Below are 12,708 nucleotides of genomic sequence, written 5' to 3' on the forward strand. Positions count from 1 at the left end.
AAAAAAACTAATAACTAGCAACCTTATTTATTTATTATAAAATTTTCAAGTTGTTTCAAACTTATTTTATTCTCGTAAATTGCTTTTCCAATTATGGTGCCTTCGCAACCAATTTCGGCTAATTTTGGTAATTCATCAAATGTAGAAATGCCTCCAGAAGCAATTAACTTTAAATTTGATTCATTTTCAGTTCTACTGCGCTCTGTGTTACATTCAGCAATCATTTTCTTATACAAATCGAATGAAGGACCTTGTAACATACCATCTTTAGCAATATCGGTACAAATTACGTAGCTAACACCTTTAGCCATATAGTTCTGTACAAACGGAATGAGTTCTTCATCACTTTCTTCTAACCAACCGCTAATGGCTATTTTCTCATTATTTGCATCGGCACCTAAAATTATTTTATCGCTTCCGTATTTGGTTAGCCAACTTTCAAAAACTTCTGGTTTTTTAACGGCAATACTTCCACCGGTAATTTGTTTTGCTCCAGATTCGAATGCAATGTGTAAATCTTCATCAGTTTTTAAGCCGCCACCAAAATCTATTTTTAAATTTGTTTTAGTCGCAATAGTTTCTAACACTTTATGGTTTACAATATGGCTTGCCTTAGCACCATCTAAATCTACTAAATGCAAATGCTCTATACCATGAGCTTCGTATTGTTTCGCAATTTCTAATGGATTCTCGTTATATATTTTTTTTGTGTTGTAATCGCCTTTTGATAATCTTACACATTTACCTTCTATTATGTCTATTGCTGGAATTATTCTCAAAATAGTTGTCAGTTTCTAGTTGTTAGTATTTAGTTCTAAAAAATTCTTAAGAATTTTTTCGCCTTCTTTTCCACTCTTCTCCGGATGAAATTGCACACCGTAAAAATTTTCATGTTGCAATGCCGATGCATAATTAATTTCGTAATCGGTAGCGGCAATGGTTTCATTGCAATGTTCGGCATAAAAACTATGTACTAAATACATGTATTCGTTTTCTTTGATGCCTTTAAATAAATCGGATTTTAAATCTTTTATAACATTCCAACCCATTTGTGGCACTTTTACGCTATTTGAAAAACGCTTCACTTTTGTTTGAAAAATTGCTAAACCATCCGTATCACCTTCTTCGGAATGTAAACACATTAATTGCATACCTAAACAAATGCCCAAAACAGGTTGTTTTAACGTTGGTATCAAAGTATCCAAACCACTTTTTTTAAGCATTTTCATGGCTGAACTTGCTTCGCCTACTCCTGGAAAAATCACTTTATCGGCCGCTTTTATTTCTTCAGCATTATTTGATAAAACAGCATCGACACCTAAGCGTTTAAAAGCAAATTGTATACTTTTTATATTTCCTGCACCGTAATCTATTATTACTAATTTCATTATTTTGTTGTTGGTTGTTCGTTGTTGGTTGTTGGTCAATGAAATCAATTAACCAATAACTAGCTACAAACAATTATTTTACAATAACCCTTTTGTACTTGGTAAAAACATTTTGTTAGCATCGCGTTTTACGGCCATTTTCATAGCTTTTGCAAAAGCTTTAAAAATACCTTCAATTTTATGATGCTCGTTTACACCTTCTGCTTTTACATTTAAATTACATTTTGCGCCATCGGTAAACGATTTAAATAAATGATAAAACATTTCGGTTGGCATATCGCCTATTTTTTCGCGTTTAAATTCGGCATCCCATTCTAACCAATTTCTACCTCCAAAATCTACCGCTACTTGTGCTAAACAATCATCCATTGGTAAACAGAAGCCGTAGCGCTCTATACCTAATTTATTTCCTAGAGCTTTATTGAATAATTCACCAAGCGCAATCATGGTATCTTCAATAGTATGGTGCTCGTCTACTTCTAAATCGCCATTTACTTTTATGGTTAAATCCATAGCACCATGACGCCCAATTTGGTCTAACATATGATCGAAAAACGATAAACCTGTATCAATATCGTTTTTACCCGAACCATCAAGATTTAATTTGATGTAAATTTGAGTTTCATTGGTGTTACGTGTAATTTCTGAAACCCTGTCTTTTAACTTTAAAAACTCATAGATTTCTTTCCAATCGGTACTCGTTAAAGCAATACAATCTAAAATATCTTGTTTAGAAGACTCTATTTCATCGGCTCCTAATTCGGGATCTTCAGACAAATAAATACCCTTTGCGCCAAGGTTTTTAGCGAGTTCCATATCGGTAATTCTATCACCTAAAACAAAAGAGTTTTCTAAATCGTAATCTTCAGAAAAATACTTGGTTAATAAGCCTGTTCTAGGTTTACGAGTATCGGCATTTTCATGCGGAAAAGTTTTGTCTATATGAATTTCAGCAAACTCTACACCTTCCTTTTTAAAGGCATCAATAATTTTATTTTGCGGTGGCCAAAAGGTGTCTTCAGGAAACGAATCAGTTCCTAAACCATCTTGATTGGTAACCATAACCAATTCAAAATCTAATTCGCTAGCAATTTTAGCCATGTATTGAAACACTTTAGGGTAAAATTCTAGTTTTTCAAGACTGTCTAATTGATAATCTACTGGCGGTTCTAGCACCAATGTGCCGTCTCTATCTATAAATAGTACTTTTGTTTTGCTCATGTTAGTCTAATTCTTTTAATGCCTTAATTAAAACTTCATTTTCAGCGTCGGTTCCTACAGTAAAACGCAACGTGTTTTCACAAAGTGGTTGTGTGGTACGGTTTCTAATAACGATGCCTTTTTTGAGTAACTGATTGTAACGTTTTGTAGCATCATCAACCCGTGCGAGCACAAAATTAGCTTCGGTTGGGAAAATAGTTTCTACAAAATTGATGTTTTTTAATGCTTCAATTAAAATTTGGCGTTCTTTTAAAACCGCATTAATTTCGTTTGTAACCGCTTCTAAATTTGAAACACGTTCTAGCGCTCGTTTTTGTGTTAATTCGTTAACGTTATATGGCGGTTTAATTTTGTTTAAAATTGAAATAATGTCCGCGGAAGCGTAACACAGCCCTAAACGAATTCCTGCCAAACCATAGGCTTTAGATAGTGTTTGTGTAACGATTAAATTAGGATAATTATTTAATTCTGAAATCCAACTGTCTTGATTTGAAAAATCGATATAGGCTTCATCAATTACCACTAAACCATTAAAATTTTCAAGTAATGTTTTTATTTTTTCTGAAGCTATTAAATTACCAGTTGGGTTATTTGGCGAACAAATAAAAAGCATTTTGGAATTGGCATCAATAGCATCTAAAATGGCTTCAACATTGGGCTGAAAATCTGTGTTTAACTCAACTTTACGTTCTTCAATCTCATTTAAATTAGATAAAACGGTGTACATGCCATAAGTTGGCGGCAGTGTAATGATGTTATCTTTTTTAGGTTCGCAAAAGGCTCTAAATAATAAATCTAGTACTTCATCACTCCCATTTCCTAATAAAATCTGGTTTGGAGCAACGTTTTTCTGTTCTGCTAAAACAGCTTTTAACGAACGCTGTAACGGATCTGGATAGCGATTTACACCATTTTCGAACGGGTTTTCGTTGGCATCTAAAAAAATCATTTTAGAACCATCGGAAACATATTCGTCACGAGCAGAACTATAGGCTTTCATGGCTTTTACGTTCTCTCTAATTATATTTTGTAAATTAAATTTGTTCATTGGTTTATGCCGAAATGAATTCAGTCGTTATCTGTTTTTTATGAGATGCTGAAACGAGTTCAGCATGACAAAGCAATTTTATTTTAAATCTTTTAACCGAATACTAACCGCATTTTTATGTGCTTGTAAACCTTCGGCTTCAGCCATTAATTCAATAGTTTCACCTATATTTAAAATACCTTCTTTTGATATTTTTTGAAACGTCATGCTCTTCATAAAACTATCTAAATTCACACCCGAATATGCTTTACTAAATCCGTTTGTTGGCAATGTGTGATTCGTTCCAGACGCATAATCGCCTGCGCTTTCTGGTGTATAATCACCTATAAAAACCGAACCCGCATTTCTTATGTTTTCAACATAAAAATCTTCATTTTTAGAACAAATTATGAAGTGTTCTGGCCCGTATTGGTTAATTAAATCTAAAGCAACGTCATCGGTTTCAACAAAAATAGATTTTGAATTGGCGATGGCTTTTTCGGCTATTTCTTTACGCGGCAACACTTGTAATTGCGCTTCAACTTCTTCTGAAACTTTTTCAATTAAAGCTTTTGATGTCGCTACCAAAATTACCTGACTATCGGCACCATGTTCTGCCTGACTTAATAAATCTGATGCAATATAGCTTGCATTAGCGGTATCATCGGCAACAACCAACAATTCGCTTGGGCCAGCAGGCATATCAATAGCCACGCCGTATTTAGTGGTTAATTGTTTTGCCACGGTTACAAATTGGTTGCCAGGACCAAAAATTTTATAAACTTGTGGAATGGTTTCTGTACCAAAAGTTAAGGCTGCAATTGCTTGAATACCACCAACTTTAAATATTTTAGTTACGCCACATAGTTTGGCGGCATACAAAATTTCAGGAGCTAATTTACCTGCTTTATTAGGTGGTGAACACAATACAATTTCGTTACAACCTGCAATTTTCGCAGGAGCAGCCAGCATTAAAACTGTAGAAAATAAAGGCGCAGTTCCTCCTGGAATATATAAACCAACGCGTTCTATGGCGCGCTTTTCTTGCCAGCATTGAACCCCGTTTGTGGTTTCTAATGCAATTTTTTCTGTTTTTTGGGCCGCATGAAATGCTTCAATATTGCTTTTAGCATTTGCAATTGCAGTTTTTAACGCTTCAGGAATGCTTTTAACAGCTTCTTCAATGTCTTCAGTAGACACTAAATTGTTTTCAAGCGTTACCTTATCAAAACGTTCGGTATATGTTTTTATAGCACTGTCACCATTAGTCTTAACATCGTTAAACACCTCGCTTACAATACCTTCAATATCGTCAACGGTTTGTGTTGGGCGTTTTAAAATATCTGCCCATGTGTTTTTATCTGGATTGTTAATTATTTGCATAAAACTTTCTTTTCTTCATTTCCGCAAAAGCGGAAATCTTAAAGTGTGTAAATTTAATTTGAGATGTCCGTTTTCACGGAAATACAAAAAGCTATTATATTAAAGCACCATTTTTTCTATTGGGCAAACTAAAATACCTTCGGCACCGTTGGCTTTTAATTCATCAATAACTTCCCAAAAATCGTTTTTATTAATAACCGAGTGTACCGAGCTCCAACCTTCTTGTGCTAAAGGCAGTACCGTTGGACTTTTCATTCCTGGTAGCAAACTCACAATTTTATCTAACTTATCGTTTGGTGCGTTTAATAACACGTATTTAGAGTTTTTGCCTTTTAAAACCGCTTTCATTCTAAATAATAGCTTATTTAAAATGGCTTGCTTGTCTTCAGTTAATTCTGGAGCCGATGTTAAAACGGCTTCACTTTTAAAAAGCACTTCTACTTCTTTTAAATTGTTTTTAAAAAGTGTGCTTCCACTTGAAACAATATCAACAATGGCATGCGACAACCCAATATTTGGCGCAATTTCTACAGAGCCATTAATAACATGAATATCGGCTTTTTCGCCTTTCTTTTCAAAATATTGATTTACGGTATTTGGGTAAGATGTTGCTATTTTTTTACCGCGTAAATCTTCAATAGAATTATATTCTGCATTTTTAGGTACAGCAATAGATACTTTACATTTTGAAAAGCCTAAACGCTCTACAATAGGTAAATCGTTTCCTTTTTCAATTAATGTATTTTCGCCTAAAATGGCAATATCTACAACGCCATCGCGTAAATACTGCGGAATATCGCCATTACGAAGGTATAAAACTTCCATAGGGAAATTTCTAGCTTCGGCTTTTAATTGGTCTTTACCATTATCGATAGAAATGCCACAATTGTTAAGTAATTCTAACGATTCTTCGTTTAATCGTCCTGATTTTTGAACTGCAATTTTTAGTTTACTCATTGTTGTTGTTTATATGAGTTTGAAACAATCTTGTTGATTTTTTTAAATGAAAAACCCGCTTGATTGTCTCAAACGGGTTTAAATATATTTTCAGTTTATTCAATACATTTTTACTTCGCTTGAGAGCAAATGTAAAAATGATGATGTAATTGAATAAAAGTCATGTCTTTTTGTTTTCTTCAGCAAATATCAAAATTTTAAATAAAATTTCAAACTCTAAAGTGTATATTTTTTAACATTTCACAATTTTTAAATTTTTGTGAAATATTTATATAAAAAACAAAAACTATACAGCGAAATGCTGAAATATATATGGTGTATGTTACTGATTACCTAAAATAATTGGCAAACCGCTATCTCCAGAACCAATAACAATTACTTTACTGTTAGAAGACTCTGATAATTTCATGGTTGCCTCAATACCTTTATCTTGTAAAATTTTATCGGTTAACGATGCACTTAAAATGCGGTTAGCATCGGCTTTACCTTGTGCTTCAATGCGTTGTTTTTCAGCTTCTTTTTGTGCAGTAACTAGCCTAAATTCATATTCTAAAGATTCTTGTTCTTGTTTCAACTTACGTTCAATAGCTTCTTTTATTGTTGAAGGAAGTGTTACATCGCGCACTAAAACTTCGTTTAATTGTACATATTGTTTTTCAAGAATTTTTTTAGTCTCAACAAAAATTTCATCTTGAATAGCATCACGCTTACTAGAATATAGTTGTTCTGGTGTATAGCGGCCAACCACGCTACGTGCAGCACTACGAATGGCCGGTTGAATTACACGCTGTAAGTAGTTTTCACCTAAGGTTTGGTGCAGTTTTCCTAAATCGCCATAAACAGGTTGATACCAAGCAGAGGCATCAATTTGAATTTCTAATCCGTTAGAAGATAGCACCTTCATTTTCTCAAATAATTCTTGTTGGCGTACTTCATAAATATATACTTTATTCCAAGGAGCAACCACATGAAAACCTTCGCCTAAAGGTTCTTCTTCTGTTACAACACCGCCTCCAAAAGTTTTATATAAAACACCTGCTTCACCAGAACCAATGGTTACGGCCGATTTTACTAATATTATAAATAATACAACTGCTGCAATAATTACAGGAAATGCTATTTTGGGTAATTTGTTCATTTTTTATAATTTATATTAATCCGTTATATTTTCTTAAAAACCACTCTGCACTTAGCGCTAAGGCTATTATTGCTAATAAAATTTTCCAATCAATTAACGGTATAGTGGTTTTTATACTTTTTTGAATGGCTGTATATCTTTGATCATTAATTAAATCTTCAGCCAAAGCGTTGCTTGAGTCAATAAAATAACCTTTACCATTACTATTAGTAGCTAATAGTTGTAATTTTGTTACATTAGCATTTAAAAATTGTTGCTCAACATGATATTCTAAAATTGTAAAACTACCTGATTTACTAATATTTGCTGTATGCGCTTTAACAGTAAAATTGTATGAGCCAGCTTGCAAACTACTTAAATCTACCTGATAATTATTGTTTTTTAACACCAACGGAAATTCTGTTTTAACATCAGTTTTGGTGTTAGTAACAGTTATTGTAAGGGTTTCTCTAGTGTCAAACACATAATTTTTATCAAAAAACTGCGCATTAATAACTACATTGCTATTACCTATGTAAAACGATTCAAAATCTACATTTAAACGATTTCTTTTTTTAGCTGTAGCTAAATATTGTACTAACGTTCCTGTGAAATTATCAAAATCGGTAAAAGATTTTGTGTTTAAATAGCTTTGTGCACGCCATTTCCAAATATTTTCACCAAACAAAACAGCCTCACGCCTACTTTCATTTTCAATAGTTGCCAATAACGATTCTTTTGTAGCAACATCTCCAACACGTTTTGTTAATATATTTTGATACGGTACATAAAAATTAACAGACCCATAGTTTGATTGCAAAGGCGGAAACGATTCAAAATCAATATTATCTATTTGAAAAGGCACATAATTACTATTAAAATTGGCTTGATATTCTTCAATTTGTGGTAATAATTCATGGCTGTATGCCGAAGTATTTTCATTAACAAAAGCTAAATTGGTTTTAGTGCCAATAACCACTAATCTATTCAAATTCAAACTATTTAACAATGTATAAACGTGTTTAAAATCGGCATCTGGTTGATATAGAATAGCTAATTGAAAATCATTTTGTTGCGCTACATAAGTTTCAGGTTTTACTATTGAAACCGCACGCTGTTCATTGCTTTCAATACTCTTTTTTAAAGCACCAACATCCGGATGTAATATATTAGTAACAATGGCTATGTTTGTTTTTTGGTCTATAACATTTACAGCAAAATTTTTAACGTTATTAATGGTGTTTTTTTCGTTTTCTATAGGAACTAACTTTGCCGAATAGGTATTTGTACCAATAGAATTTGCGGGTAAAGTAAGATTTACAATTTTTGAATTGTTTGCTTTTGAAAACCTAACAGCTTCAGAATGCACAACAGTGGCCCCTTTATAAATTTGTAATTTAGTATTTACTGTGGCATTGCCTTTGTACACTAATATGACCTCAATAGGAAACCTATTTTTTAAATAAGCATATTTGTTAACGTTTAATTGCTCAATTTTTATATCGGTATACGTTACGGTATCACCAACAATTACAGGATAAATGGGCTGTTTAAAACGAGATGTTATAAACTGATAATCATTACCGTAGGTTTGGTTTCCATCGGTTATTAAAACTGTAGGCGTATTAGTATTTTTATATACATGCGCTATTTGCTGTAAGGCAGCATGTATGTTGGTTTCTTTTTCTTCAAATTGTAAACTATCAGAAGCTTTTAAATCACTACCAAAAACGTATGTTGCAATGTTAAATTTATTTTGAAGTGCTGTATTATTTTTTAAACTATTAAAAATACGAACTGTTTGTGCGTCTCTTTTTAAATGTTTAATAGACGAAGAATTATCGGCCAGAATTACCAAATTTGGTTTTTCTGTATGGTATTTAACACTATTAAACTTAGGATTTACAAGCAGTAATAACACCGAAAACACTGACAAAAACCTTAAAAAGGTGAAAATAACAGTATGCGTTTTGTGTTTTAATTTTGCTTTATACTTATACTGAAAAAGCGCTATAAATAGCGCTATTATTCCAGATATAATGATATAAATTACTGTTTCTGAAGACATGAATAAATTCAAGTTTTACGGATTTTGATGCACCTTTAAAATAATATATAAATTGTATGTAGGCAATCTAAATTCGTAATTTTAAGTTAGCATTCCGCCATCAACATGTAACGTTTGCCCTGTTACGTACGCTGATAAATCACTAGCTAAAAACACACAAGCATTAGCTACATCTTCAGGTGATCCGCCACGTTTTAATGGAATTCCGGCACGCCATCCCTTAACAACGTCTTCATCTAATTTAGCAGTCATTTCAGTTTCTATAAAACCAGGAGCAATCACGTTACTTCTAATATTTCTTGAGCCCAACTCTAAAGCAACAGATTTTGAAAAACCTATAATACCTGCTTTACTAGCAGCGTAATTAGTTTGGCCTGCATTACCTTTAACACCTACAACCGAACTCATATTGATAATAGATCCTTTGCGTTGTTTTAGCATAGTACGTTGTACTGCTTTGGTCATATTAAAAACCGATTTTAAGTTCACTTCAATAACAGTATCAAAATCTTCTTCACTAATGCGCATTAATAAATTATCTTTAGTAATACCAGCGTTATTAACTAATATATCAATACTGCCAAATTCTTTTACAACTGCATCGGCTAAGGTTTGCGCTTCATCAAAACTAGCAGCATTACTTTGGTAACCTTTTGCTTTTACACCTAGTTTTGTTAATGCGTCTTCTAAAGCTTTGGCTGCATCAACTGATGAGCTATATGTAAACGCTACATTTGCTCCATGTTGTGCAAATACTTCTGCTATACCTTTACCAATACCTCTACTAGCGCCAGTAATAATAGCCGTTTTTCCTTCTAATAATTTCATTTTAATTATATGTAATTTTTAAAATAGTTGATATCAAATATACTAATTACATGCTGTATGAAATAACAAAATTGTAAAATTAATACACTATTTTATTTGTAAATAAAAAAATCCGTTGATTTAAGTTATCAACGGATTTGTATTATTGTTGTGCCTTGTTTTATTATGCTAAAACTTCGGCTACTTTTACACCAATTTTTGCTGGAGAATCTACTACGTGAATACCACAATCTCTCATAATAGCTTTTTTAGCCTGCGCGGTATCATCACTACCACCAACAATAGCACCAGCGTGCCCCATTGTACGGCCAGCAGGCGCTGTTTCACCAGCTATAAAACCAATAACTGGTTTTTTACTACCGCTTTCTTTGTACCATTTGGCAGCATCGGCTTCTAATTGCCCACCTATTTCACCTATCATTACAACAGCTTCAGTTTCTGGGTCATTAATTAATAACTCTACCGCTTCTTTAGTAGTTGTTCCAATAATTGGATCTCCACCAATACCAATAGCTGTTGTAATACCTAAACCTTGTTTTACAACTTGGTCTGCAGCTTCGTAAGTTAATGTACCAGATTTAGAAACGATACCAACTTTTCCTTTTTTGAAAACAAAACCTGGCATAATACCAACTTTTGCTTCACCTGGTGTAATAACACCCGGACAGTTAGGGCCAATTAAACGGCAATCTTTTCCTTTTATATAATCTGCTGCTTTAATCATATCAGCAACAGGAATACCTTCTGTAATAGTTATAATTACTTTAATACCTGCATTAGCAGCTTCCATAATGGCATCGGCAGCAAATGCTGGCGGAACAAAAATAATGGTAGTATCTGCACCTACTTCTTTTACAGCTTCAGCAACTGTATTAAAAACGGGCTTATCTAGGTGTGTTTGCCCACCTTTACCGGGTGTAACACCACCAACCACATTGGTACCGTACTCTATCATTTGGCTAGCGTGAAATGTACCTTCACTACCAGTAAATCCTTGAACTATTATTTTTGAATCTTTATTTACTAAAACACTCATACGTGACTATTTGAAGTTATTGAATAAATACGAGCAAATGTAATTTTTTGAATTAATTTTTTAAAGGAATAATGCAATTATTTTTAGAAAAAAACTAAATCTTTGCCTGTGTTTTTATATAATCTAAAATCTCTGGAATTTTTTTAATAGAAGCTATTTCTTTGTATTTACTTCTAAAATCATCGGCAGGAACACCAAAATAGCTTTTATGTCCTTCTAACGATTTACTAACACCTGATTTTGCTGAAATTACAGCCTTTGCACCAATAGTAATACCGCTAGTAATACCCACTTGACCCCAAATGGTTACGTCATCTTCAATAACAACACAACCGGCAATACCAACATGCGATGCTATTAAACATTTTTTACCAATAATGGTATCATGGCCAACCTGTACTAAATTATCAATTTTAGTACCTTCTTTTATAGTAGTATCTCCGGTAACACCTCTATCGATAGTACAATTAGCACCTATATCAACATGGTTTTCTATACGGATACTTCCGCATGATAGCAACCTATCAAAACCTTCGGGCCTTTTTTTGTAATAAAAGGCATTAGCACCTAAAACAGTGCCTGCATGTATGGTTACATTATCACCCAAAACAACATCATCATAAATACTTACATTAGAATGAATGACACAATTTTTACCAATAACCACATTATTACCAATAAATGTATTGGGTTGAATAACAGTGTTATCACCTATTTTTGCAGAATTTGAAATTTGCGTATTAGCTGCTTTAAAAGGTTTAAAGTGATTTGATAGTTTGTTGAAATCTCTAAAAGGATCATCACTTACCAACAGTGCTTTTCCTTCAGGGCACGCCACTTTTTTATTTATTAAAACAATTGTTGCGGCCGATTGTAGTGCTTTATCGTAATATTTTGGATGATCAACAAATACAATATCTCCGGGTTCAACAACATGAATTTCATTCATGCCTAATACCGGAAAGTTTGCATCACCAACAAAGTCTGCATCAATTAATTCCGCTATTTGTTTTAAGGTGTGTGGTTTTGGAAATTTCATGCTTTAAATAGATGAAAAACGGGCTGTTTTAAAGATAAACAATCAGTGGTAATACTTAAAAATAGCCCATTAAAATATTATTCTTTAATACGTTCTTTGTAGGTACCTTTATCTGTTTCAACCTTAATTTTATCACCTTCGTTAATAAATAAGGGTACATTTACAATAGCACCTGTTTCAACTGTAGCAGGTTTTGTAGCATTTGTTGCTGTGTTTCCTTTAACACCTGGTTCTGTATGTGTTACTTCTAAAATTACGTTAGCAGGCATTTCTACTGATAATGGTAAACCATCTTCAGCATTAATTAAAACGGTTACAACTTCACCTTCTTTCATTAAATCAGGACTATCTAAAGTGGCTTTTTGCAATGCTATTTGCGAATAATCATCAGTATTCATAAAATGATAGGTCTCCCCTTCGTTATATAAATATTGAAATTTATGCGTTTCAACTCTTACGTCTTCTAATTTATGTCCTGCAGAAAATGTATTATCAATAACTTTACCTGTAGTTACGCTTTTAAGTTTTGTTCTCACAAAAGCAGGTCCTTTTCCAGGTTTTACATGTAAAAATTCTATAATTTTAAAAATATCATGATTGTATCGTATACATAATCCGTTTCTAATATCACTAGTACTTGCCAT

At 33.0% G+C, this 12,708-nt stretch carries 12 protein-coding genes; all 12 read right to left on the reverse strand.

Features of this window, described 5'->3' with window-relative positions:
• Window positions 1–23: 23 nt before the first annotated feature.
• The 12 genes from hisA to efp all read right to left on the reverse strand — a co-directional run bounded on the left by hisA (window position 24) and on the right by efp (window position 12,708).
• The gene (hisA, locus tag FUA26_RS06025) at window positions 24–779 is read right to left on the reverse strand and encodes a 1-(5-phosphoribosyl)-5-[(5-phosphoribosylamino)methylideneamino]imidazole-4-carboxamide isomerase (RefSeq protein WP_147133015.1); all 756 of its coding nucleotides are present in this window, start codon (window positions 777–779) and stop codon (window positions 24–26) included.
• Between the two features lie 15 nt (window positions 780–794).
• A complete protein-coding gene (hisH, locus tag FUA26_RS06030) occupies window positions 795–1,388 on the reverse strand; it encodes an imidazole glycerol phosphate synthase subunit HisH (protein WP_147133018.1) in 594 nt (197 codons plus the stop codon).
• A 78-nt stretch (window positions 1,389–1,466) separates the two neighbouring features.
• Complete coding sequence (hisB, locus tag FUA26_RS06035; RefSeq protein ID WP_147133021.1) at window positions 1,467–2,609, reverse strand: bifunctional histidinol-phosphatase/imidazoleglycerol-phosphate dehydratase HisB; 1,143 nt, start codon at window positions 2,607–2,609, stop codon at window positions 1,467–1,469.
• A 1-nt stretch (window position 2,610) separates the two neighbouring features.
• The gene (gene hisC, locus FUA26_RS06040) at window positions 2,611–3,657 is read right to left on the reverse strand and encodes a histidinol-phosphate transaminase (RefSeq protein ID WP_147133024.1); all 1,047 of its coding nucleotides are present in this window, start codon (window positions 3,655–3,657) and stop codon (window positions 2,611–2,613) included.
• Between the two features lie 78 nt (window positions 3,658–3,735).
• Window positions 3,736–5,019: a histidinol dehydrogenase gene (gene hisD, locus FUA26_RS06045; RefSeq protein ID WP_147133027.1), complete on the reverse strand. Its 1,284-nt coding sequence runs from the start codon at window positions 5,017–5,019 to the stop codon at window positions 3,736–3,738.
• Window positions 5,020–5,118: 99 nt separating this feature from the next.
• Complete coding sequence (hisG, locus tag FUA26_RS06050) at window positions 5,119–5,976, reverse strand: ATP phosphoribosyltransferase (protein WP_147133030.1); 858 nt, start codon at window positions 5,974–5,976, stop codon at window positions 5,119–5,121.
• 322 nt (window positions 5,977–6,298) lie between these two features.
• Window positions 6,299–7,114: a prohibitin family protein gene (locus tag FUA26_RS06055; RefSeq protein ID WP_147133033.1), complete on the reverse strand. Its 816-nt coding sequence runs from the start codon at window positions 7,112–7,114 to the stop codon at window positions 6,299–6,301.
• A gap of 10 nt (window positions 7,115–7,124) precedes the next feature.
• The gene (locus tag FUA26_RS06060) at window positions 7,125–9,161 is read right to left on the reverse strand and encodes a VWA domain-containing protein (protein ID WP_147133036.1); all 2,037 of its coding nucleotides are present in this window, start codon (window positions 9,159–9,161) and stop codon (window positions 7,125–7,127) included.
• 81 nt (window positions 9,162–9,242) lie between these two features.
• Window positions 9,243–9,989 (reverse strand): 3-oxoacyl-[acyl-carrier-protein] reductase, encoded by a 747-nt coding sequence (gene fabG, locus FUA26_RS06065; RefSeq protein ID WP_147133038.1) that lies wholly within the window; start codon window positions 9,987–9,989, stop codon window positions 9,243–9,245.
• Between the two features lie 163 nt (window positions 9,990–10,152).
• Window positions 10,153–11,025, reverse strand: coding sequence for a succinate--CoA ligase subunit alpha (sucD, locus tag FUA26_RS06070; protein ID WP_147133041.1), 873 nt, complete (start codon window positions 11,023–11,025; stop codon window positions 10,153–10,155).
• A 94-nt stretch (window positions 11,026–11,119) separates the two neighbouring features.
• Window positions 11,120–12,064: a UDP-3-O-(3-hydroxymyristoyl)glucosamine N-acyltransferase gene (locus tag FUA26_RS06075; protein ID WP_147133044.1), complete on the reverse strand. Its 945-nt coding sequence runs from the start codon at window positions 12,062–12,064 to the stop codon at window positions 11,120–11,122.
• 77 nt (window positions 12,065–12,141) lie between these two features.
• Entirely contained in the window at window positions 12,142–12,708 is a 567-nt protein-coding gene (efp, locus tag FUA26_RS06080) for an elongation factor P (RefSeq protein ID WP_147133047.1), read from the reverse strand.

Origin of the sequence: Seonamhaeicola algicola, from assembly GCF_007997385.1 — a bacterium.
GTDB classification, from domain to species: Bacteria; Bacteroidota; Bacteroidia; order Flavobacteriales; family Flavobacteriaceae; genus Seonamhaeicola; species Seonamhaeicola algicola.